This is a genomic window from Parvibaculum sp., from assembly GCF_030651915.1.
Lineage (GTDB): Bacteria > Pseudomonadota > Alphaproteobacteria > Parvibaculales > Parvibaculaceae > Parvibaculum.
In genome coordinates this window covers 311,571-334,930 of sequence record NZ_JAUSBV010000008.1, presented here as the reverse complement: position 1 = coordinate 334,930, position 23,360 = coordinate 311,571, and the positions used below count along the sequence as shown (strand labels likewise).

Annotated in this window: 18 protein-coding genes; 8 read left to right on the top strand and 10 right to left on the bottom strand. The window is 64.7% G+C overall.

Features of this window, described 5'->3' with window-relative positions:
• Positions 1-86 precede the first annotated feature (86 nt).
• The 5 genes from Q7V31_RS13070 to Q7V31_RS13050 all read left to right on the top strand — a co-directional run bounded on the left by Q7V31_RS13070 (position 87) and on the right by Q7V31_RS13050 (position 7,327).
• Positions 87-950: an outer membrane protein assembly factor BamD gene (locus tag Q7V31_RS13070; RefSeq protein WP_304734950.1), complete on the top strand. Its 864-nt coding sequence runs from the start codon at positions 87-89 to the stop codon at positions 948-950.
• Positions 951-971: 21 nt separating this feature from the next.
• The gene (gene recN / locus Q7V31_RS13065) at positions 972-2,654 is read left to right on the top strand and encodes a DNA repair protein RecN (RefSeq protein ID WP_304734948.1); all 1,683 of its coding nucleotides are present in this window, start codon (positions 972-974) and stop codon (positions 2,652-2,654) included.
• Between the two features lie 59 nt (positions 2,655-2,713).
• Positions 2,714-4,786 carry an NAD-dependent DNA ligase LigA gene (ligA, locus tag Q7V31_RS13060; protein WP_304735133.1) on the top strand — a complete coding sequence of 691 codons (2,073 nt, stop codon included), beginning with the start codon at positions 2,714-2,716 and terminating at the stop codon, positions 4,784-4,786.
• A gap of 113 nt (positions 4,787-4,899) precedes the next feature.
• A complete protein-coding gene (locus Q7V31_RS13055) occupies positions 4,900-6,135 on the top strand; it encodes a GNAT family N-acetyltransferase (RefSeq protein ID WP_304734947.1) in 1,236 nt (411 codons plus the stop codon).
• A 145-nt stretch (positions 6,136-6,280) separates the two neighbouring features.
• The gene (locus tag Q7V31_RS13050) at positions 6,281-7,327 is read left to right on the top strand and encodes an IS110 family transposase (protein WP_304734946.1); all 1,047 of its coding nucleotides are present in this window, start codon (positions 6,281-6,283) and stop codon (positions 7,325-7,327) included.
• Positions 7,328-7,658: 331 nt separating this feature from the next.
• Here Q7V31_RS13050 and Q7V31_RS13045 read toward each other — a convergent pair whose 3' ends face one another.
• From Q7V31_RS13045 to Q7V31_RS13030, 4 genes are all read right to left on the bottom strand, one after another.
• The gene (locus tag Q7V31_RS13045; protein ID WP_304734945.1) at positions 7,659-9,473 is read right to left on the bottom strand and encodes an aminopeptidase P family protein; all 1,815 of its coding nucleotides are present in this window, start codon (positions 9,471-9,473) and stop codon (positions 7,659-7,661) included.
• A gap of 40 nt (positions 9,474-9,513) precedes the next feature.
• On the bottom strand, positions 9,514-10,449 hold the full coding sequence (locus tag Q7V31_RS13040) for a 50S ribosomal protein L11 methyltransferase (protein ID WP_304734944.1): 936 nt from the start codon (positions 10,447-10,449) through the stop codon (positions 9,514-9,516).
• 231 nt (positions 10,450-10,680) lie between these two features.
• Positions 10,681-13,023 carry an ATP-dependent helicase gene (locus Q7V31_RS13035; protein ID WP_304734943.1) on the bottom strand — a complete coding sequence of 781 codons (2,343 nt, stop codon included), beginning with the start codon at positions 13,021-13,023 and terminating at the stop codon, positions 10,681-10,683.
• Positions 13,024-13,060: 37 nt separating this feature from the next.
• Positions 13,061-13,540 carry a thioesterase family protein gene (locus Q7V31_RS13030; protein ID WP_304734942.1) on the bottom strand — a complete coding sequence of 160 codons (480 nt, stop codon included), beginning with the start codon at positions 13,538-13,540 and terminating at the stop codon, positions 13,061-13,063.
• Between the two features lie 264 nt (positions 13,541-13,804).
• On the opposite strand from Q7V31_RS13030, the gene Q7V31_RS13025 reads away from it, so the two are divergent.
• Positions 13,805-15,199 carry an FAD-binding oxidoreductase gene (locus Q7V31_RS13025; protein ID WP_304734941.1) on the top strand — a complete coding sequence of 465 codons (1,395 nt, stop codon included), beginning with the start codon at positions 13,805-13,807 and terminating at the stop codon, positions 15,197-15,199.
• A gap of 160 nt (positions 15,200-15,359) precedes the next feature.
• Complete coding sequence (locus Q7V31_RS13020) at positions 15,360-15,578, top strand: CsbD family protein (RefSeq protein ID WP_304734940.1); 219 nt, start codon at positions 15,360-15,362, stop codon at positions 15,576-15,578.
• 230 nt (positions 15,579-15,808) lie between these two features.
• On the opposite strand, the gene Q7V31_RS13015 is transcribed toward Q7V31_RS13020, so the two are convergent.
• From Q7V31_RS13015 to Q7V31_RS12995, 5 genes are all read right to left on the bottom strand, one after another.
• Positions 15,809-16,945, bottom strand: coding sequence for an ABC transporter permease (locus tag Q7V31_RS13015; protein WP_304734939.1), 1,137 nt, complete (start codon positions 16,943-16,945; stop codon positions 15,809-15,811).
• Between the two features lie 4 nt (positions 16,946-16,949).
• On the bottom strand, positions 16,950-17,723 hold the full coding sequence (locus Q7V31_RS13010; RefSeq protein WP_304734938.1) for an ABC transporter ATP-binding protein: 774 nt from the start codon (positions 17,721-17,723) through the stop codon (positions 16,950-16,952).
• A complete protein-coding gene (locus tag Q7V31_RS13005; RefSeq protein ID WP_304734937.1) occupies positions 17,720-18,547 on the bottom strand; it encodes an HlyD family secretion protein in 828 nt (275 codons plus the stop codon). Before Q7V31_RS13005 ends, Q7V31_RS13010 begins: the two co-directional genes overlap by 4 nt.
• A gap of 1 nt (position 18,548) precedes the next feature.
• Positions 18,549-19,178 (bottom strand): TetR/AcrR family transcriptional regulator, encoded by a 630-nt coding sequence (locus Q7V31_RS13000; protein WP_304734936.1) that lies wholly within the window; start codon positions 19,176-19,178, stop codon positions 18,549-18,551.
• A gap of 152 nt (positions 19,179-19,330) precedes the next feature.
• Entirely contained in the window at positions 19,331-19,567 is a 237-nt protein-coding gene (locus tag Q7V31_RS12995) for a DUF4169 family protein (protein WP_304734934.1), read from the bottom strand.
• Between the two features lie 132 nt (positions 19,568-19,699).
• Here Q7V31_RS12995 and Q7V31_RS12990 point away from each other — a divergent pair, with 132 nt between their 5' ends.
• Positions 19,700-23,119 carry an AsmA family protein gene (locus Q7V31_RS12990; RefSeq protein WP_304734933.1) on the top strand — a complete coding sequence of 1,140 codons (3,420 nt, stop codon included), beginning with the start codon at positions 19,700-19,702 and terminating at the stop codon, positions 23,117-23,119.
• Here the strand turns inward: Q7V31_RS12990 and Q7V31_RS12985 are convergent, their stop codons facing one another.
• Positions 23,120-23,356, bottom strand: coding sequence for a ribbon-helix-helix domain-containing protein (locus Q7V31_RS12985; RefSeq protein WP_304734931.1), 237 nt, complete (start codon positions 23,354-23,356; stop codon positions 23,120-23,122).
• Positions 23,357-23,360 lie beyond the last annotated feature (4 nt).

The following is a 23,360-nucleotide window of genomic DNA, read 5'->3' as shown; positions in this document are numbered from 1 at the left end:
ACAGACAGGGATTGTGCCTTGGCGGGGCGAGTCGCGCCTTGCGCTGCGGCCCCGCCGGAATATCGAACGAAATGGACGTTGCCCGCATGAGTTCTGCCCGCCTGCCTGCTTTCCGCAATGCCCGGTCCGCCTTCCGCCTGCGCCATGCGCTGACCGGTATGGCCGTGCTTGCCATCGCCGCCCTCGGCGGCTGCGCCAGCGACGAAGTGCCCTATGAGGAGCGCGCGGTCGAGCAGATCTACAACAAGGCGATGGATCACATGGAGGATGGCCGCTACATCCCGGCGGCCAAGGAGTTCGACGAGGTCGAACGCCAGCATCCCTATTCGGAATGGGCGCGCCGCTCGATGCTGATGAGCGCCTATGCCAACTACAAGGTCAACCAGTACGACGAGACCATCCTCAATGCGCAGCGCTTTATTGCGCTGCATCCCGGCAACAGGGACGTCCCTTACGCCTACTACTTGATCGGTCTCAGCTATTACGAACAGATTTCCGATGTCGGTCGCGACCAGAAGATGACCGAGAATGCGGTGGCTGCCTTTACCGAACTGGTGCGCCGCTTTCCCGCCAGCGAGTATTCGCGCGATGCGCGGTTGAAGGTCGAACTCGCACTGGACCATCTGGCCGGCAAGGAAATGGAAATTGGCCGCTATTATCTCAAGCGGCATGACTACATCGCCGCGATCAACCGTTTCCGCGTCGTTGTCGAGCGCTATCAGACAACGACCCACACGCCCGAGGCGCTGGAGCGCCTGACCGAAGCCTATATGGCGCTCGGCATCCAGACCGAAGCGCAGACGGCGGCGGCGATCCTCGGCTACAACTATCCCGGCAGCGAGTGGTACGAGGACAGCTACGCGCTGCTCGCGGGCTACGGTCTCGAGCCGGTCGAAAACAAGGACTCCTGGATCAGCCGGGCCTGGCAGTCGGTCACATCGGTCTTCTAACTCAGCCATAAGGCGCGTTTGATGCTCGCCGCCCTGTCGATCCGCGACATCGTTCTCATCGATAGACTGGAACTGGTGCTGGACCGGGGCCTGTGCACGCTGACGGGCGAGACCGGTGCCGGCAAATCGATCCTTCTCGATGCCCTCGGACTGGCTATCGGCGCGCGCGCCGATAGCGGGCTTGTCGGGCAGGGCGTCGAACAAGGCAGCGTCACCGCGGTTTTCGATGTGCCGGCCACGCATCCGGCGCGCGCCACGCTGCGCGACAACGGTCTCGATGCCGAGGGCGATCTCATTCTGCGCCGGGTGCAGACGCGCGACGGCCGCTCGCGCGCTTTCGTCAACGACCAGCCGGTCAGCATCGCGCTGTTGCGCCAGCTCGGCGACGCGCTGGTCGAGATCCACGGCCAGCATGACGAGCGCGGGCTGCTCGATGCCTCCGGCCATCGGGCGATCCTCGATGCCTTTGGCGGCCTTGAGGGCGCGGTGGCCGAGGCGCGCAAGCTTCATGCGGCGGCGGCCGAAGCCCGCACCGCGCTTGCCGACCACGTGGCGCTGCTGGCGCGGGCCAAGGCCGAACAGGATTACCTGACCCATGTCGTCGGCGAGCTCGACGAACTTGCGCCCCGGCCCGGCGAGGAAACGGCGCTGGCCGAAGAGCGCACGCTGATGATGCATGCCGAAAAGATCGCCGCCGATCTGATCGAGGCCGATGAGGCCTTGAGCGGCGATGGCGGGCTTGATGCGCGCCTCAATGTGGCGCTCCGGCGGCTGGCGCGCGTCGCCGAACAGGCCGGCGGGCGGCTCGATGCCTCGATCGAAGCGCTGGAACGGACGCTCAACGAGGCCGCCGATGCGCGCGAGCGGATCGCCGAAGCGATGCGGGCGATGGAGTTCGATCCGGCGCGGCTCGAAAAATCCGAAACGCGGCTCTTCGCGCTGCGGGCAGCAGGGCGCAAGCACAATGTCGCCGTTGACGATCTCGCCGCACTGGCCGACAAGCTCCGGGCGCAGCTTGCCGATATTGAAGGCGGCGAGGCGCGCGCCGCGGCGCTCGCCAAGGTTGCCGAGGCGGCGTCGACCGCCTATGCGGCACATGCGCGGGCATTGTCGACCGGGCGGCAAAAGGCCGCCGCGAAGCTCGACAAGGAAGTGGCGAAGGAGCTGAAGCCGCTGAAACTCGACAAGGCGCAATTCAAGACGCAAATCGATGTGCTGCCGGAAGCGCAGGGCGGACCGGAGGGCATCGACCGCGTCTCCTTCCTGATTTCGACCAATCCCGGCGCGCCATTCGGGCCGCTGATCAAGATCGCCTCCGGCGGCGAGTTGTCGCGTTTCGTGCTGGCGCTGAAGGTCGCGCTCGCCTCGCGCGGCAGCGCGCCGACGCTGATTTTCGACGAGGTCGATTCAGGTGTCGGCGGCGCGGTGGCCGAAGCGGTGGGCCGGCGTCTCGCCGAACTGGCCAAGGCCGCGCAGGTGATCGTCGTCACCCATTCGCCGCAGGTGGCGGCGCTGGCCCGGCATCATTTTCGGATCTCGAAAAGCGCCACCAATGGCGCGGCCAAATCGGCGCGGCTGGCGACGCGGATCGAAACGCTCGATGCCGGCGAACGCCGCGAAGAAATTGCCCGCATGCTGGCCGGCGCCACCGTCACCGACGAGGCGCGTGCCGCCGCCGACCGGCTGATCGGGAGCCAGCCGTGACACGCGGCGCCGAAAAGGCCGGTACGGGCGCCGAACTGAAGCCCGTCGCGCAGCTCACCATGGAAGAGGCGGTGGAGGAGCTGGCGCGGCTGGCGGCCGAGATCGCCACCCATGACGAGCTCTATCACCGCAAGGACGCGCCGAAAATTTCGGATGCCGATTACGATACGCTGCGGCGGCGCAACGAGGAAATCGAGCAGCGCTATCCCGAGCTGGTGCGCGAGGACAGCCCTTCGCAGCGCGTCGGCGCGGCGCCGGCCGAAGGTTTCGGCAAGGTCGTCCACAAGGTGCCGATGCTGTCCTTGTCGAATGCCTTTAACGACGACGATGTGCGCGATTTCTGCGCCCGCGTGCGCCGCTTTCTCAATCTGAAGGAAGACGAGACGCTGGCCGTCACCGCCGAACCCAAGATCGACGGGTTGTCGGCGGCGCTGCGCTATGAAAAGGGAAAATTCGTGCTCGGCGCGACGCGGGGCGATGGCCGCGAAGGCGAGAACGTCACCGAAAACCTCAAGACCATCGTCGACGTGCCGAAGGCGCTGAAGGGAAAGAACATCCCCGATGTCGTCGAAATCCGCGGCGAAGTCTATATGAGCCATCAGGATTTCGCCGCGCTCAACGAACGGCAGAAGGAAGCGGGAAAGCCGGTCTTCGCCAATCCGCGCAATGCGGCGGCGGGCTCGCTGCGCCAGCTCGATGCGAAAATCACCGCCAGCCGGCCCTTGCGTTTCTTCGCCTATACATGGGGCGAGGTGTCGGCGCTGCCGGCCGATACGCAGGCAGGCGTCATCGAGGCTTTCGACAAATGGGGCTTTGCGGTCAATCCGCTGTTCCGGCGCTGCGACAGCATCGAGGAGCTGATCGGCTTCTATCGCGAGGTCGAGGAAAGCCGCGCGGGCCTTGGCTACGACATTGACGGCGTCGTCTACAAGGTCGACCGCCTCGACTGGCAGAACCGCCTCGGCTTCGTTTCGCGCTCGCCCCGCTGGGCGATTGCCCACAAGTTTCCGGCCGAGCAGGCAATGACGGTGCTGGAGAAGATCGAAATCCAGGTCGGCCGCACCGGCAAGCTGACGCCGGTGGCGCGGCTCGCGCCGGTGACGGTGGGCGGCGTCGTTGTGTCGAATGCAACGCTGCACAACCAGGACGAGATCGAACGTCTCGGCGTCCGCCCCGGCGACACGGTGGTGGTGCAGCGGGCGGGCGATGTCATTCCGCAGATCGTGCGCGTGGTCGAAGACAAGCCGCGCGGCAAGAAGAAGTTCGTCTTTCCCGAAACCTGCCCCGAATGCGGCAGCCATGCGGTGCGCGAGGTCAATCCGAAGACCGGCAAGATCGATGTCGACCGGCGCTGCACCGGCGGTCTGGTCTGCCCGGCCCAGGCGGTCGAACGGCTGCGGCATTTCGTGTCGCGCAATGCCTTCGACATCGAGGGCCTCGGCGAAAAGCAGATCGCGGCTTTTTATGCCGATGGGCTGATCGCGCGGCCCGACGATATTTTCACGCTCGAGGCGCGCGACAAAAGGAGCCTCAAGAAGCTGAAGGACCGCGAAGGCTGGGGCGAAACCTCGGCGCGCAACCTGTTCGAGGCGATCGAGGCGCGCCGCAAGGTCGATCTCGACCGCTTGATTTTCGCGCTTGGCATCCGCCATGTCGGCGAGACCAATGCGCGATTGCTGGCGCGCAGCTACGGCACGCTCGACAATTTCGAGACCCAGATGCGCGCCGCCGCCAGCCGCGACGGCGACGCCTGGAGCGAGCTTCTGTCGATCGACGGCATCGGCGAGGTGCTGGCCGAAGCGCTTACCGATTTCTTCGACGAGCCGCATAATCGCGAAGTGCTGGCGGGCTTGCGCAAGGCCGGCGTCGAGGGCGTGCCGCTGCCGGAGCGGGAGGCGGGCTCCCCCATCGCCGGCAAGACCGTCGTCTTCACCGGCTCGCTCGAGCGGATGACCCGCTCGGAGGCCAAGGCGCGGGCCGAGCAGATGGGGGCCAAGGTCGCCGGCAGTGTCTCGGCCAAGACCGACCTCGTGGTCCATGGGCCGGGGGCGGGCTCCAAGCTCGCCAGGGCGGCCGAACTCGGCATCGAGACGATCACCGAGGACGAATGGATGGAAATGGCCGGTTCCTGAGCCCTTTTCCGTGCCCCACGGTCAGCCGTTCTTAACCAAATCCGGGCGAAAATCGGCTGTTTACGGTCCCCGGCGCCGATGCCGGGTTCCGGCCGCGCGCGTTTGGGGAATTCATGGAAGCCTTGCTGATCCTGCATGAGGTGGCGCTGCTCGAGCCGTTGCTCTATGCGACCGGCTTGATCGGCACGGCGACGGCCGACGAGCGCGCCGAGGCACGGGAGGCGCGCGGCGTCGCGCTTTCGACCCTCCGCTCGCCCGAGGCCGTGCGCGCCATGGCGCCCGAATGGCGGGCGCTCGAAGCGCGCGCCTCGGCCACGGCGACGGCCTTCCAGTCCTGCGATCTGCATCTCGTCTGGGCGCGGCATTTCTGCGATGCGCGCACCGAACTGCGCCTCGTCACCTTGCGCAAGAACGGGCGGCTGGTTCTGGTCTGGCCGCTGGCGGTGCGGCAGACGGCGCTGGGTGGCGTTGCTTCATGGGCCGGCGATCCGATCGGACAATATGGCGATGTCGTCGTCGAGGCGGGCCCCGATCGCGACCGCTGGATCGAAGCGGCCTTCCGCGAAATCGGCGCCTGGGGCGACGTTTCCTTTCTGCATCTCTGCGGCGTGCGCGCCGACAGCGCCGTGGCGCGCTGGGCGGGCCGGCGCGGCCGCAAGATCGGCGTCACGCAGGAAGCGCCGGCGCTCGACCATTCGCCCTTCGAAAATGCCGAGGCCTTCGCGCAGGCCGGCTGGCCGCAGGCCAAACGCAATGCCAAACGCATCCGCAAGTTCGAAAGCATGGGCGGCATGCAGTTCGAAACGCTCGAACCGGGCGACAAGGCGCAGGCGCTGGTCGCCGCCGCTTTTGGCTTCAAGCGCGCCTGGCTCGACCGGCAGGGCCATTTCGGCCGCGCCTTCATCGACACGCGGCTCGAAGCCTGCCTGGCGGAACTGGCCGGCGACGCCGGCTTGCGTTCGGGGCTTGTCGTCTCGCATCTTGCGGTCGGCGGCGAAACGGCGGCCATCGAAATCGGCTTCCGCCATGGCGGCATTCACTATGCCTTCATGGGTGCCTTTGCGCCGGACTTCGCCAAACACAGTCCGGGCTTCGTCGTCACCGAACTGACGATCCGCTCCTGCGTCGAGGCGCCGGATGTCGGCGAATACGACCCGCTGCCGCCCGCCGACGACTACAAGCTCGCCTGGTCGAACCGCCGCGTCAAAGTGCGCGATTATGGCTTCGTGCTGGGCTGGAGCGGCTATGCCGCCCATCTTTACGCCGCGCATCTGCGCCCGGCGCTCAAAACGCTTTACGAGCGCTTGCCGCTGAAGCTGCGGCAGGGGTTGCGGTTTTCCAGCAAGTAAAAATTCCTCGTCATTGCGAGCGAAGCGAAGCAATCCAGAAGCGGCAGGCTCCGAGTTTTCCGCTTCTGATGGGGTGGACGGCCCCCGACGGCATCATGTGTGCCAGAGTGAGGTCGTTGATTTCCTCAAGCAAAGGGAGCCGCCCATGGAGAAGCTTATCCGCGTTGGCATTGATACGTCCAAGAGTGTTTTTCAGTTGCATGGCGTGAATGCGTCGGAGGAGGCGGTGCTGCGCAAGAAGCTGCGGCGTCGGGAGGTTGAGGCGTTTTTCTCGCGGCTCGATCGGGTGCGGATCGGGATCGAGGCCTGCGGCGCGGCGCATCACTGGGCGCGGACGCTCGAAGCGCTGGGCCATGAAGTGGTTTTGTTGCCGCCGCAATATGTGAAGCCTTATGTGAAGCGCGGCAAGAACGACGCGGCGGACGCCGAGGCGATCTGCGAGGCGATGAGCCGGCCGTCGATGCGCTTCGTGCCGGTGAAGAGCGCGGAAGCGCAGGCAGCGCTGATGCTGGCGGGTCTGCGCGAGCGGCTGGTGCGCGAGCGGGTGCGGCTTGCCAATGCGATCCGCGGCTACGCGGCGGAGTTCGGCGTTGTCGCGGCCAAGGGGGCGGCGAAGATCGAGCCGCTGCTGGAGCGCCTGCAGGCGGACGAGACGCTGCCGGCGCTGGCCCGCGAGCTGTTTGCCGAGCAGGCCGCGGCCTACGCCGACCTCCAGACCCGCCTCCAGGCGGCCGATGCCCGGCTGATGGCCTGGCACCGCGCCAACGAACTGAGCCGGCGTCTGGCCCGGATCCCCGGCATCGGACCGGTCACGGCCTCGCTGCTGGCGATGAAGGTGCCCGACCCGCACGCCTTCCGCTCCGGCCGCCAGTTTGCGGCCTGGATCGGGCTGACGCCCCGGGATCACTCAACCGCCGGCAAGACGCGGCTCGGCGTGATCACGCGGGCGGGCGATGAGACCTTGCGAAGTCTGCTGGTCGTCGGCGCCACCGCCGTGATCTGGCAGGTCCGGCGCGGCACCGGCCGTCAGCCCTCGCCCTGGCTCGTCGCGCTCCTGAAGCGCAAGCCCCCCAAACTCGCCGCCGTGGCGCTGGCCAACAAGATCGCCCGCATCGCCTGGAAGCTGATGACAACCGGCGAGACCTATAACGGGAGGCACAGCCCGCACGCGATGCAACCAACCGCCGCCTGACCCGACATCGAGACCGGCGAGACGACGCGGCAACAGGCCCGCTCTCTCGTCCGAACCGGACCTTGCAAGACGAACAGGCAGATGGCGGATCGGTCGATCCGAGACAGGAGATACTCCGGGCAATCCAGTGGCGCTCGACGTCGCCCTTCTGTGTGGAACTCCCGTCGGGAAAACCATCTTGGCCAGCGGTTCAGCGTGACCGCATCAAACAGGCCGAACATATGGACGCAAGCGATCCGATCCAAACATGCCTGACCTCTTGCAAGCAGGGGGCCGTCCACATATGGATTGCTTCGTCGCGCTCACGCGCTCCTCGCAATGACGGTGGAATTCAAATCGCCCGCGTCGCCTCTTCGAGCCAGGCTTTCGTATCCGCGTCCATTCCCGGCGTCAGCGCCGCGCGGACGCGGGCGTGATAGGCGTTGAGCCATTCGACTTCTTCCGCCGTCAGCAGCTTCTTCTCGACCAGCGCGAGGTCGATCGGCGCCAGTGTCAGGGTCTCGAAGCCCATCATCATGCGCTCGCCGCCTTCGATGGGTTGCGGCGGCGTCACGACGCAGAGATTTTCGATGCGGATGCCGAAGCCGCCGGGCTTGTAGTAGCCGGGCTCGTTCGAAACGATCATGCCGGGCTTCAATGCCTGATGGCCCATTTTCGAAATGCGCTGCGGCCCTTCATGCACCGAGAGATAGCTGCCGACGCCATGGCCGGTGCCGTGATCGTAGTCGAGGCCGGATTTCCACAAGGCCATGCGCGCGAAGGCATCGAGCTGCGCGCCCGAGGTGCCTTCCGGGAAACGCGCGGTCGCGATGCCGATATGGCCTTTCAGCACGCGGGTGAAGCGGTCGCGCTGCTCGGCGCTGGCCGCGCCGATGGCGACCGTGCGCGTCACATCGGTGGTGCCGTCGATATATTGCGCGCCGGAATCGACCAGGAAAAGCTCGCCGGGCTTCAAGGGCATGTTGGTGCCCTCGGTGACGCGGTAATGGACGATGGCGCCATTGGCGCCGGCGCCCGAAATCGTGTCGAAGCTGAGGTCCTTCAGCTCGCCGCCGGCCGAACGGAAGCCTTCGAGATGGCGCGCGGCCGTGATTTCGTCGACATTCCCTTTCGGTGCCTCGCGGGCGAGCCAGGCGAGAAACTTCGCCAGCGCCATGCCATCGCGCAGATGCGCGGCGCGGGCGCCGGCCACTTCCGCCGCGTTCTTGCAGGCTTTCGGCAATTCGCAGGGGTCGCTGCCGCGCTTCACCTCGGCGCCGGCACTCTTCAGCCGATCGTCGATCCATGCGGCACAGGTTGCCGGATCGACCAGCACGGTCTTTTTCTGCTTCCCGAGTTCGTCCAGCGCCTTGCCGAGATCGTCGCGCGGGCGGATGCTCACCACATTGCCGAGATGGGCGCGGGCGGCATCGTCGAGCTTGCGGTCGTCGATGAAGAGTTCGGCATGGCCGTCTTCATGCAGCAGCGCGAAGGAAAGCGGCAGCGGCGTATGCGGCACGTCGGCGCCGCGGATGTTGAAGAGCCAGGCGATCGAATCCGGCATGGTCAGCATCGCCGCATCGGCATCCGTGCTCATCAATTCGGAAGCCAGCCGCTTGATCTTATCGGCGGCCGGTTCGCCCGCATGGGCGAGCGGATGGGGCACCACTTTCGCGGTCGGCGGATCGGGCTGATCGAGCCAGATCGTGTCGAGCGGATTGGCATCGACCGGCACCAGCTGGCCACCGGCCTTCTCTGCGGCTTTTCTGAGACGGGCCACTGCGTCGATCGTGTGCAGCCACGGGTCATAGGCGAGCCGCGCACCCTTCGGAAGATTTTCCTCGATCCAGCGCGATGGCGGCTCCTCGATCAGGTGTTGCGGCACGAAGGTGTCGATATCGACCTGCGCGCGCACCTGCAGCGTGTAGCGCCCGTCGATGAAGATCGCGGCCTTGTCCATCAGCACGATGGCAAGCCCCGCCGAACCGTTGAAGCCGGTCAGCCAGCGCAGCCTTTCGGCATGGGGCGGCACATATTCGCCCTGATGCTCGTCGGCGCGGGGGATCAGGAAGCCGTCGAGCCCACGGCGTTTCAACTCGGCGCGCAGCTTCGCGGCGCGGTCGATGCCGAGGGCGGGATTGGCGGTGTCGTCAAAGGTCTGGAACATGGAATGAATGTAAGTTGCGGCGCGGGGCGGGGCAATGGGGTCACCCCCTTATCCTCAACGTTACCCAGTCGCCTTTCGGCTTGCGCGAGACGAGGCGCAGGCCCTGCATCGCCATGGCGCTTGTCACCATGTTCTCCTGCGTCCGCAATATGCCCGAGAGGATCAGCGTGCCGCCCGCCGCCAGATGCCTGCCGAAAGCCGGCGCGAGCCTCACCAGCGGCCGGGCGAGGATATTGGCGACGATCAGGTCGTAGGGCGCGCCGGCCGCCAGTGCCGGGTGGTCGAAGCCCGCCGCCGTCACCGCCTTGATCCACGGGCCGACGCCGTTTGCCCGCGCGTTGCGCCGCGTCACCTCGACCGCGACCGGGTCGATGTCGGAGGCCAGCACCGCGCGATGCGTCGCCTTTGCGATGGCGATGGCAAGCAGCCCGGTGCCGGTGCCGATGTCGAGTGCGTTAACGGGCGGGCGTTCGTCGAGAAGTTCGGAAATATATTCAAGGCAGCCGGCCGTCGTCGCGTGATGGCCGGTGCCGAAAGCCTGATTGGCCTCGACCTCGATCGGGATCGCGGCCGCCGGCACCTTGTCCGCATCGTGACGGCCATGGACGAAAAAGCGCCCGGCGCGCACCGGCGCCAGCCCCTCCAGCGATTTCGCCACCCAGTCGGTGTCGGGCAGGCGCTCGATGCGCCAATCTTCCGCGGCCGCACCGGTTTCCTTCTCGACCGGCGCCAGCAGCGCGCGCAGCGCCGCCGCGTCCGGTTCTTCCGCATAGAGACATTCGACGCGCCAGCGCCCATGTGCCTCGACCTCGTTCCAGTCCGAGGCCGTCTTCACCAGCGGGCCCGAGCCCGGCTCGGCCTCGACCGTCGACACCGCCAGCGCTTCCGGCGCAAAGGCAGCCTCCAGCGCCTCCGAAAACGCCTCGGCCGCCTCGTAGGGCACGATGAAGGAGAATTTCCAGAGCGGGGTGGTCATGGTTCGGCTGCCGTTCTGCAACCACCCGCCCCTGGGGGGCGGGTCGAAATTTGTGCAGCGTCAGCGAAACAAATTTCGGGGCGGGGGAAGCGTCTTGTGGAGGACGAAACGCGGGCAGTGACATCTGCCGTATTCGCCGCGACCCCGCCCCAAACCGCCTTTGGCGGTTTGACCCTCCCCCAAGGGGAGGGTGGGCGTTCCATCGAATGTTGAGCGAATGCGGCCACGCCCTCACACCCGCTCCAGAAAACTGTCGATCACTTTCTTCCGGCCCGCCTTGTCGAAATCGACCGTCAGCTTGTTGCCGTCGATCGACAGCACCTCGCCATAACCGAATTTCTGATGGAAGACGCGCTCGCCGGTGTTGTAGCTGGCGGCCGCCGGGTCGCTGGTGGCGACCAGATCGGCATGGGTCTCATAGGCGGGCGGGCGGACGCGCGAGGCCGCTTCGGCGTTTTCCTTGGCGCGGCGCCAGCCGGGGCTCGTGTAGTTGCTGTCGCGGGCGAAGTCCTGCGCGAAGCGGCTCTGGCCGTAATTCTGGTAGCTGGCGCCCGCCATCGCGCTTTCGGTTACCTCGACATGGGCTTGCGGCAATTCGTCGATGAAGCGCGAGGGCAGGGAGGATTGCCACAGCGCATGGATGCGGCGATTGGCGGCGAAGGAGATGTAAGCGCGCTTCTTCGCCCGGGTGATGCCGACATAGGCCAGCCGCCGTTCTTCTTCGAGCCCCGCCAGCCCGTTCTCGTCGAGCGAGCGCTGATGCGGAAACAGGCCTTCTTCCCAGCCGGGCAGGAACACGGTGTCGAATTCGAGGCCCTTGGCCGCGTGCAGCGTCATCAGGTTGATCTTGTCGGCGGTGTCGTTCTGCTCGATCTCCATCACCAGCGAAATATGTTCGAGATAGCCGGCCAGCGTCTCGTGATGCTCCATCGAGCGGATCAGCTCCTTGAGGTTTTCGAGCTTGCCCGGCGCGTCGGCCGATTTGTCGTTCTGCCACATCTCGGTATAGCCCGACTCGTCGAGCACGATTTCGGCAAGCTCGGTATGCGGCATGCCGGGCACCAGCGCCCGCCAGCGTTCGACCATTTCGACAAATCCGGCCAGCGCACGCCGTGCGGCCGGCTTCAGTTCTTCCGTCGTCACCAGCATCCGCGATGCGCGCAGCAGCGAAATGCCCTCGGCGCGGGCGAGGCGATGAATCGTTTGCAGCGCCACATCGCCGAGGCCGCGGCGCGGCTTGTTGACGATGCGCTCGAAGGCGAGGTCGTCGTCGCCCTGTGCGATCAGCCGCAGATAGGCATTGGCGTCGCGGATTTCGGCGCGCTCATAGAAGCGCGGGCCGCCGACGACGCGATATGGAATGCCGAGATTGATGAAGCGGTCTTCGAATTCGCGCATCTGGAACGAGGCGCGCACCAGGATCGCCATTTCGCGCAGCAGATGCTCCTGCCGCTGCAATTGTTCGGCTTCCTCGGCGATTGCGCGGGCCTCCTCCTCGCCGTCCCAATAGGAAGCGACCTTGATCTTGTCGCCCTCATTGTCGTTGGCCTCGGTCCACAGCGTCTTGCCGAGGCGTTGTTCGTTGGCGGCGATCAGGCCCGAGGCGGCGCCCAGAATATTCGCCGTCGAGCGGTAATTGCGTTCGAGGCGGATCACCTTGGCGCCCGGAAAATCCTTCTCGAAGCGCAGGATGTTGTCGACCTCGGCGCCGCGCCAGCCATAGATCGACTGGTCGTCGTCGCCGACGCAGCAGATATTCTTGTGCTTCTGCGCCAGCAGCCGCAGCCACAGATATTGCGCGACGTTTGTGTCCTGATATTCGTCGACCAGCATGTATTTGAAGCGGTCCTGCCATTCGGCCAGCACTTCGGGGTGTTCCTGGAAGATGCGCAGCACTTCGAGCAGCAGGTCGCCGAAATCGGCCGCGTTCAGCACCTTCAGCCGCGCCTGATAGGCGGCGTAAAGCTCGCCGCCCTTGCCGTTGGCAAAAGCATGGGCTTCGCCGGCCGGCAGTTTGTCGGGCGTCAGCCCGCGGTTCTTCCAGCCGTCGATCAGGCTTGCGAGCTGGCGGGCCGGCCAGCGTTTCTCGTCGATGCCTTCGGCGACGATGATCTGCTTCATCAGCCGGGTCTGGTCGTCGGCGTCGAGAATGGTGAAATCGGAGCGCAGGCCCGCAAGCTCCGCGTGCCGCCGAAGCATCTTGGCGCCCAGCGCATGAAAGGTGCCGAGCCATTGCATGCCCTCCACCGCACCGCCGATCAGGGCGCCGATGCGGTGCTGCATTTCGCGCGCCGCCTTGTTGGTGAAGGTGACGGCCAGGATCTGGCTCGGCCAGGCCTTGCGGGTGGCCAGCAGATGCGCCAGCCGCGTCGTCAGCACCCGCGTCTTGCCGGTACCGGCACCCGCCAGCACCAGCACCGGGCCTTCCAGCGCCTCCACGGCCTCGCGCTGTTCGTCGTTCAGCCCTTCGAGGTAAGGCGCGCGCATGGCGCCGATCGCCGCGGCGCTGGTCGAGCGCGCGGTCGTTTCTTCGGGGATCGCCCCGAGGTCGAAGGGATCGTCGCCTGCGGTCATGATTCCGGGATTGTAGCAGTTGTTGCCCGGCGGTGCCCTACTTCCTCTTGATCCCGATAACCCGCCCGGCCTGTTCCGGCCGCGGCATGCCCTCATGCGCCTTCATCATGGCGGCGATCTTTTCCTGCTGTTCGGCGGGGAAGGGGGAGGCGCGGCGCGACTTCATGTCGACATGGATGCACATCTGCTCCGAGGTCGCGGCCAGATAGCCCTTTTCGGCGTGATACATATGGCCGAAGACATGGATGCGTTTCGCATCGGCATCGAGCAGTTGATAGGTGACGCGGACCGGATCGCCTTCCTTCAGCTCGTCCAGATAGCAGACATGCACTTCCGCCGTGAAGCAGGAGCCCTCGCCCTTCTGCGTATAGTCCCAGCCAATGCCGAGTTCGGTGAAAGCCACATCCAGCGATTCGTCGAAGACCAGATGGTAATAGGCCATGTTCATATGGCCGTTGAGATCGACCCATTGCTTCTCGACCTTGCGGATCGGGCATTCCAGCGGCTGTCCGGTCATTGGCGGTTCCTTTTTTGCGTTTCTTGGCGGTTGGTGAGATTGGCGTGAGGGACCACCCTCCCCTTGGGGGAGGGTCGAAATTTGTGCAGCGACAGCGAAACAAATTTTGGGGCGGGGTCGCCGTCAATGCCCAGCCCCCGCCCCGAAAAATTCTTCGCATGCGCTCGAATTTTTCGACCCGCCCCCCAGGGGCGGGTGGGGTTGGGCGGCGTGACGATGCAGTTTCATGCTAATCTATTCGCAAGCACGATCAAGGATACCTCCATGAGCAGGGCGACGGTCGAAACGGATGCACGGGCGGCAGCGCTTGCCGAACTCGCGGCGCTGCTCGGCCCGCGCTTCACCACTGCCGCGGCGATCCGCGAGGCGCATGGCCGCGACGAGAGCTGGCATCCCGTTGCCGCGCCCGATGCCGTCGCCTTTGCACAAACGACCGATGAAGTCGCCGCGATCGTCCGCATCTGTGCCGCGCATGGGCTTCCCGTCATTCCCTTTGGCGCCGGCACTTCGCTCGAAGGCCATGTCTCGGCGGTGCATGGCGGGCTTTCGCTCGATCTCACGCAGATGAACCGCATTGTCGAAGTCAATGCGGCAGATCTCGATGTCCGCGTCGAGGCCGGCGTCACGCGCAAAGCCCTCAACGAACACCTGCGCGACACCGGGCTCTTCTTCCCGATCGATCCCGGCGCCGATGCCACCATCGGCGGCATGGTGGCGACGCGGGCGTCGGGCACCAATGCGGTCCGCTACGGCACGATGCGCGAAAACGTGCTCGGCCTCACCGCCGTCATGGCCGATGGTTCGGTGGTGCGCACCGGCGGGCGGGCGCGCAAATCCTCGGCCGGCTACGATCTGACGCGGCTTCTGGTCGGCTCGGAAGGCACATTGGGCATCGTCACCGAGGTGACGCTCCGTCTCTACGGCATCCCGGAAGCGATCCGCTCCGGCGTCGTTCCCTTCGCGACGCTCGAAGGCGCGGTCGATGCCGTCATCGAGACGATCCAGTCCGGGCTTCCCATTGCGCGCATTGAGATTCTCGATACGCTGTCGATCCGCGCCTGCAACGCCTATTCGAAACTGTCGCTCGCCGAAGTGCCGACGCTGTTCGTCGAGTTTCATGGCACCGAGGCCTCCGTTGCCGAACAGGCGGAACGTTTCTTCGCCATCGCGACGGAGCATGGCGCCGGCGTGGCGGAATGGGCCTCGAAAGCCGAAGACCGCACCCGGCTCTGGGAGGCGCGGCACAATGCCTATTACGCGGCGCTGGCCTATCAGCCGGGCAAGAAGGGCATGGTGACCGATGTCTGCGTGCCGATCTCGCGGCTGGCCGAGGCGATTTCGGGCACGCGCGCCGATCTTGAAACCTCGTTCTTGCAGGCGCCGATTGTCGGCCATGTCGGCGACGGCAATTTCCACATGCTGCTCTTGATGGACCCCGAAGACCCGCGCGATCTCGCCGAAGCCACCCGTATTCACGACCGGATGGTCGCCCGGGCGCTTTCGCTCGGCGGCACCTCGACCGGCGAACACGGCATCGGCGAAGGCAAGATCAAGTTCCTCGAAGCGGAGCATGGGCAAGGCGTCGCCGTCATGCGCGCCATCAAACAGGCGCTCGACCCGCAGAACATCCTCAATCCGGGGAAGATATTTTCCGCATAGGGATTATGTTCCGGATATTTCTCTCAATTCCGCGCAAATGTGACGGAAATGCCTTATTCCGGCCGCTCTCACGGCAAGTTTCTCCTGTCTGGTGACACTCACGAAATGCGGAGCGGCGTTCAGCCGTCCCGTTCCATTCCTCTCACCACGGAGAAACGACATGGACAAGGACCGCATCAAGGGAACTGCGAAACAGGCGACCGGCGCCGTCAAGGAAACGGTCGGCAAGCTGACCGGCGACAAGAAGCTCGAAGTCGAAGGCAAGTCCGACAAGGCCGAAGGCAAGATTCAGAATGCCTTTGGCGGTGCGAAGGACACGGCACGCGACGCCGTGAAGGACGCCAAGGACAAAGTGCGCGACGCCGTCGGCGGCAACTGATTTCTCTTGCCGTGTGAGCGTGGGGCCGTCTCTTCCGGGAGGCGGCCCCGCTCCGTTTCAGAACGTCGGTTCGATTCGGTTTGGGCGTTCGCGGCGGCGGCGGGGATAAGTTTTTTTCATTTGTCACCGAAGCGGGGATAAACCCGGGCATAAACCCGGGGACAAGTTTTCTCGTCAGGCTTTTGTGACAGTTTTTTGACAGTTTTGTGACAGAGGGGGGGTAAACAGCCTCAATCGAGCGTCTGCCGATAGCGATTGAGCGCTACCAGCGAGACCGCAAGCAGGAACGCCGTCATCGCCGCGAAGTCGAGCATGATCTCCTCGAAACCGTTCCCCTTCAGCAAGATACCGCGCACGATGCGCAGGAAATGCGTGATCGGCAGCACCTCGCCGATCCATTGCGCCCATCCGGGCATGCCGCGAAACGGAAACATGAAACCCGACAAAAGGATCGACGGCAGGAAAAAGAAGATCGTCATCTGCACGGCCTGCAACTGATTGCGCGCCAGCGTCGAGAAAGTAAATCCGACGGCGAGGTTGGCGGCGACAAAAACAAGCAGCACAGCCGAGAGAAGCCAGAGATTGCCGGTCATCGGTACGCTGAACAGCCAGTAGGCGGCGGCCAGAATGACGGCGGTCTGGATATAGCCGACGGCGATATAGGGCAGGATCTTTCCGACCATCACTTCGAGCGGCCGCACCGGCATCGTCAGCAGGTTTTCCATCGTGCCGCGCTCGACTTCGCGCGTCATTGCCAGCGCGGTGAAGATGATCATCGTCATGGTCAGGATCACACCGAGAAGTCCCGGCACAATATTGATCTGCGAGCGGCCTTCGGCATTGTAGCGGCGGTGAATGACGAGACCGACGGGTGGCGGACCCTGCTTCAGTTGCGTCAGCGGACCGGCAAGATCGCGGTCGAATACCGTTGCAGCAAGAAGTTGAAGGCCGGTCACGGCATGGCCTGTGGCCGAAGGATCGGTGGCATCGGCATCCAGCAATATCTGCGGTCGCGCGCCGCGCTCGAGATCGCGGGTGAAGTTCGGTGGAATTTCGATCGCGAATTGAACGGTGCCGTTGCGCAGCAACCTGTCTGCTTCGGCCGCCGTTTCGGGCTTGGCAACGACATCGAAATAGGTCGAGTTTTCAATTCCCGCGACAAGGCTGCGCGTGAAGGCCGAGTGGTCCTGCGCGAAAAGCGCTGTTGCCAGATGGCGCGGGTCGGCGTTGATCGCATAGCCAAACAGTACCAATTGCATCACCGGTACGCCGAGCATCATGGCAAAGGTCAGGCGGTCGCGCCGCATCTGGATGAATTCCTTGCGGATCATCGCGCCGAGACGCCTGAACGAGAAGCCGCCGGCCATCGCGTCACCCCGCCTTCTTGATCGCGAAGTTGTCGGTGACATCGCGCATCAGATGCACGAAGACGTCTTCAAGCGTCGGCGCGGCCTTCAACTTGCACAGGCCCGACTGCTCGATCACCTCTTCCACCGTGCCGCGCGCCAGCAGCTTGCCATAGGCGAGGTAACATATCTTGTGGCAGCGTTCGGCCTCGTCCATGTAATGCGTGCTGACCAGGACGGTCAGACCTTCGGCGGCGAGGTCGTGAATCTCATTCCAGAATTCGCGCCGCGCTTTCGGATCGACGCCGGCCGTCGGTTCGTCGAGCAGCAGCAGTTTCGGCTTGTGCATGATTGCGGCGGCGAGCGCGAGGCGTTGCTTCCATCCGCCCGAGAGTGTGCCCGCGAGTTGATGCGCGCGGTCTGCAAGGTTGAGTTTTTCGAGCGTCTCGCCGACCGTCCGCCGCGCTCTTCGAATACCATAGATCGAGGCGACGAATTCGAGGTTCTCGCGGATCGACAGATCCTCGTAGAGGCTGAAGCGTTGCGTCATGTAGCCGACCTCGCGCTTGATTTTCTCGCTCTCGCTCAAGACGTCGTAGCCAAGGCAAGTGCCTGCGCCGCTGTCGGGCGTCAGCAATCCGCAAAGCAGACGGATCGTCGTCGTCTTGCCGCTGCCGTTCGGTCCGAGAAAGCCATAGATATCGCCCCGTGCCACCTGCATGTCGAAGCCGTCGACCACCTTCGTGCCGCCGAAACTCTTCGTCAGGCCGCGGACGTCGATGGCGAGCGGCGCCGTCATGACGCTTCTCCGCTGGCGTCCGCCGCAAGCGGCAAGCTCACCGTCACCGGTTGACCCGGATGCAGAGCCTCGGGCGTTGCATTCGGCACGGCCTCGACCATATAGACGAGCTTTTCCTTCGACTGGTCGCTGTAGATGACGGGCGGCGTGAATTCGGCCTGTGTCGAGATGAAGCGAACCGTGCCGTCGAGCGTGGCGGGGCAGCCGCTGCAGGAAAAAATCACGCGGCTTCCGATGCGGACGCGGCCGAGATCCGCTTCGGGCACGAAAAAGCGCACCTTGATGTTCTCCGGTGGGAGCAGCGACACGACGGGCTGGCTCGCGGCGGCGAACTCGCCCGGCCGGAACAACACATCTTGCACGATGGCCGCCGTCGGGGCGTGACCTTCGCGGCGTGCGAGGCGCCATTTCGCCTGATCGTGCGCGGCGGCGGCGGCGAGCATTCGCGATCCGGCGCGGTCGCGCTGCGCGCGCGATGTGTCGAGGATCGCTTGAGCCACATTGCCGCCGGCGCGAAGCGCTTCCATGCGTTTCAATTCGCGCTGGGCGTCGTCGAGCGCCGTTTTCGTTTCGGCGAGTTGCGCGGCGGCCTGTGCGGCGGCGGCGGTTTCAGCCGTCAGGTCGAGACGGAAGAGCAGGGCGCCTTTTTCGACGCGGTCGCCGCGCGCGACGGCGATCTCGTCGATCGTGCCGCCGTCGACCGGGCCGACGCGCACATATTCGCCCTCGGCATAGCCCTGATATGTGCCATCGGGCGCGTCGTTGCATCCGGCAAGGAGGAGCGCGGCCACGCTCGCGAACAGGAGGGAATGGAGGCGCTGCATCTTACGCCTCCCTGTCCGCGGCGAGGCCGCGCATGACGAACGCTGCATGAGCCGGAAAAAATGCCGCCGGGTTAAGTGGTTCAATGTCGCCGAATGTCTCGCGTGCCAGCGTATTCATGATGATCGGGAAGATGATGCTTTGTGCGGCCGTTCTCGGGTCGCAGGCATGAAACTCACCGCGAGCGATACCGCGCTCGACGATGCGGGCGAAATTGCGAAGGCCGCGCTGCACGATGTGGTCGCGGTAATAGTCGCGGATCTCGGGAAAATTTCCGCTCTCGGCTAGCACGATGCGGGCGAGCGCGGGGATGCGTGTCGTCGTCGCGGCTTCGCCGAGGCGGGCGATCACGAAACCGAGCAGTTCGGCGCTTGAACCTTCATATGTGTCGATGAGCATTTCGATCTCGTCGAAGCGCGGCGTGGCGAGTTCGCGGACGAGGGCGGTGAAGAGCTGTTCCTTGTTTTCGAAGTAGAGATAGATCGTCGCCTTGCTGACCCCGGCGGCTTCCGCCACATCGTCGAGCCGCGTCGCGGCGAAGCCTCTTTCGGAGAAGAGCGTCAGCGCCGCCGCCATGATTTCGGCGGGCCGTGCTTGTTTGCGGCGCTGGCGCTTCGGATTAGCGGTCGGCATGCGGGCGCTCTCAACTCATGTAAATTAATAACTGACCAGTCAGTTATTAATTTATGCACCGCATGTTGTCAACGCCGCGTTGAGCGCCTTTCCTAACCCCATGAAACTATTATGCTTTCTATTGAGGTTGGCGACTGCGGTCCCAGCGACGTTCACTCGGACGCCGTCGGATCGTCCGGCGGCGTGTCCCGCCGGGCGCCGTCGAGTTTTCGCTCGGCGCGCGTCCGCTCCAGCTTGTCGCGCTTCTTTTCGGCGCCGCTGCGTCCGAAGCGTGTACGGTTTGCCGTCGCGCGCTTTTCCTTTTCGGCTTTTGCCGCGCGCTTTTCCGCATCGCGCGCCATTTTCCGGAAGGTGGCGATTTTGACTATATTTTCGTCGTTCGAGTCCATAGTTTGCCCGCAATACGACCGCATCTGGCGGTCTGGCTGCCGCTCATCCCATGAGCTTAGGCTAAAGGCGGTCGGCATAAAACCGTCGAGGGCAACGCTGCGTTCGCGCGCCGGGTGCGGCTGGAGACAGGCTTGAATTCGATCCTGACCTATATTGCGGGACTCTTCGTCGCGCTTTTGTTTGCCGCTCTGGTCGGACCGAACCTGATCGACTGGAACAAGTTCCGCGGCGAAATCGAAGAGCAGGCTTCGAACGCGATCGGCGCGCCGGTTCGCATCGATGGCGACATACGTCTGCGAATCCTGCCTGCGCCGCACATGACGCTCGGCAAGGTGAAGATCGTCAATACAAGCAGCGCGGCCCTGTCTGCGCATATGGCGACGTTCGACGAGATCGACGCCGTGGTGGCGCTGACGCCGCTGATCGCCGGCGACATCAAGATCACCAGCGTCCGTATCGTTCGCCCGCAGATCAATCTCGAAGTTCTGCCGGACGGCACAACAAACTGGGCCGCTTTCGAACTGCCGGATGCTGTGATGGCGGACGGTATGTTCTCGCTGGCGTCGATCAGTCTCGAAAGGGCGCAATTCGAGAACGGTATTGTCGTCTACGAGAATCGTGCAAACGGGCGGAGCTGGCGCGCGACACAGGTTGGCGGTGAGGTGATTGCGACGTCACTTGTCGGTCCGCTGCGTGCCGAGATCGAGGCTGTTGTCGACGGCGTCCCGCTGACCATGAGGCTTGGCCTTGGCGACTTTGCCGGCCGCAAGGCATTTCAGGTCACGGCGGATTTGCAGCTTCGGGACCGGCCGGTCCGGTTCCTGTTTTCGGGTGTTGCGACGGAGTTTTCGGCAGCGGCGCGGCTCGACGGCAACGGCCGTATGGAGGTCGGTGCGAATGGCGAGGCCGTGCCGGTTCGTATCGACAGCGGACTTGTCGCGACCGCACAATCGGCAACATTCCGCAATCTCGTCCTCGCCGCGGGTGGGACGACGCTCAACGGCGCGGCTCAGGCCCGCTGGGAAGGGCGCCCTGTATTCTCGCTCGAACTGACATCCGAGAATTTCACCGCCGGGCCTCTGCTCAGCCGGTTGCTTCCCGACGCCATGGAAAGCGGCGTTCCGCTTGCCCATCTCCTCGCCGTGCCGCTTCCGGGCTGGATCGATGGCAGTGTGCAGGTCTCGGTCGCGACACTTGCCCTGCAAAACGCGATCGTGCGGAATGCAGAGCTGACACTGGCGCTGGCGGACGGCGTTCTGGATGTCGAAACGGCCCGCGGCGAACTTGGCGGTCAAACCGAGGTTTCGCTGATCGGTCAACTGGCTCGTCGCGAGGATGTTCCGGTTTTCGACGGTCGCTTCGATATGCGCAGCGGCAACCTTGCGGCGCTGACACAATGGCTTGCGGCAAGCCACGACGAGGCCGATTCGACCGCGCGCAGCGCGCCACGCGCCGGCACACCCTTTTCGGCCCGCGCGCGCTTGCGGTTGGGTCCGGATGCGCTCGATATTTCGGGTCTGCAGGCCGGTTATGCGCGCGATCTCGCCGCGCCCACGCTTCTCGGCAGCATCGGCTACCGGCTGGCCGACGGTCGTCCGCGTATTGATGCCGATCTCCGCGCGACAGATTTCGATGTCGATCCAATGCGCGCATTGTGGTTCCGCGACCGCGAACCGCAGGCGTTTCTGGCGTCGCATGATATCGGGCTGCGTCTTCGTGCCGAACGCCTGCGCCTCTGGGAGGAAAATATTCGCGGCCTCGATGCCGAAGCGACATTGATCGACGGCATGCTCGATGTTCAGCGTTTCGAGGCCGAAGATGTCGCGGGCGCTAGGTTTTCCTTCTCCGGGCAATTGACCGGTGTCACGAGCGGGCGGCGTGACGATGTGAAAGGCAATTTCGTCAGCCATATCGAGGGTGAGCGCTTTGGCGGCTTGCTGGCGCTCTTTGGCTTCTCGGTGCCCGATGCGAGCGGACCGGTGTCGATCGATGTGACCGGCGTGTCGGGCGAGGCCACCGACAGCGAGTTGCGTGTCGACACGTTGACGCTCAAGGGTACCGTGCGCGGCAGCCGTGTCGATGCGGTGTTGAAGCGGCGCCATGGCGACGGCACCGGCGTCGAGAGCCTCGACATCGTCGCCAATGCGGCCAATGACGAGGGCCGCGTTCTTCTGCAGCAACTGGGGCTCGATCCGCGCGACAGTGTGACGGCACCGGGGTCGATCGCGCTGCAGCTCGAAAGTGTGCCCGACAAGCCCTATCAGGTCAGCTTCCGGGCCAATATCGGCAGCATGACCTTGACGGCGCGAGGTCGCGCCACCGATCCATTCGAAGCCTTGCGCTTCCAGGGAAGAGCCGACATTGCAGCGCCGGGCGTGCTTTCGGTCTTTGCCGCATTCGGCGCGCCCGAACCCTTGTCGAGCTGGATCGGCAAGCAGGCTTCCGGGCCGGGTTTCGTTTTTTCTTCAGCGGTTGTCTGGGACAAACATAGTCTTGCGCTTTCGAATATGGAGAGTGTCGCCGGCAATTTCCGGCTCTCAGGCAGTACGACCTGGCGCGCGCCGGATGGGGACAAGTTGCCTTCGCTGACAGGCCGGCTGGAGGCCAATGCGCTTGAGCTGACCTCGCTCGCCAGCGCCGACGACGAGATCTGGCCGGCGGCCGCGCTCGACTGGTCGATGCTGGGCGCGCTGGACGGGGAGGTCGAGCTCAAGGCCGGGACGGTCCGGTTCGGTTCGCTTGCCTTTGGCGATGTGACGACGAACCTGTCGCTGTCGCATGGCGTTCTTTCGGCGTCGCCCTTCATCGGGCAATTTGCCGGCGGGCGGGTTTCACTCGGGGCGCGGATCGAGGGCGGGCAGGGCGCGCCCGGTATCGGCTTGACGGCGCTGATTGAGGAGGCCGAACTCGGGCGTGTTTTCCGCGAGACCTTCGGTGCGGGTCCTGGCAAGGGCCGGGTCAACCTCAGCGCACAGTTTCAGGCACAGGGACGCAGCTGGCTGGCGCTCGTATCGTCGGCGAGCGGTGCAGGAACGATCGATGTTGCCGGTATGGCGTTCGCGCCGCTTGATGTCGCCGGCTTCGGCGAAGCGCTTGAAACGCTGCAGGACATCGACGATTTTCCAGCGCTTGTCAGCGACACGCTGCAAAGCGGCGAGACCGCGGTGCGCGGGTTCGACGGTGGTTTCAGCATCGAGGATGGCGTATTGCGCCTTGCCGATGACACCGTGACGCTTAATGGCGGCACTGCGAAACTGCTGGCACTTTACGATCTGCCGCGGCTTGCGGCCGATGCCGAATTGACGATTGTGCCTGAAAAGCCCGAAGGCGCGCCGGCGTTCTCGATCGTTGCAACAGGACGCGGCGGCACGATCGACACAAAGACGCAGACGCTCGAATTGCAAGCATTCGTCGCGGCGCGGCTGCTGGCTGAGAGTCTGGAAGAAGCCGGTGGGGCGAGCCGCGAATTGCGCGAACTGATGGGCATGCCTGCGGAAACGCGCACCGCTCCGCCGCCGCCACCGCCGACGCGCCCGGCTTTCACGCAGTAATCAGGTTGTGCAGCTGCCGTCGCTGCGTCTGCGCATGCCTTCCAGCACATAGAGGCGGACGGCGGCCGAGAGCGTGCCCTTGCCACCGCGTTCGGCGTCGATCCGGCGCACCAGATCGTTGACCGAGGTCTTTTCCGAGCAGGCCAGTTCCTTCAGCAAGTCCCAGAAGGGCCGCTCCAGCGAGATGCTGGTGCGGTGACCGGCGATGGTGACGGAGCGTTTGATCTCGTCGGTCATGATG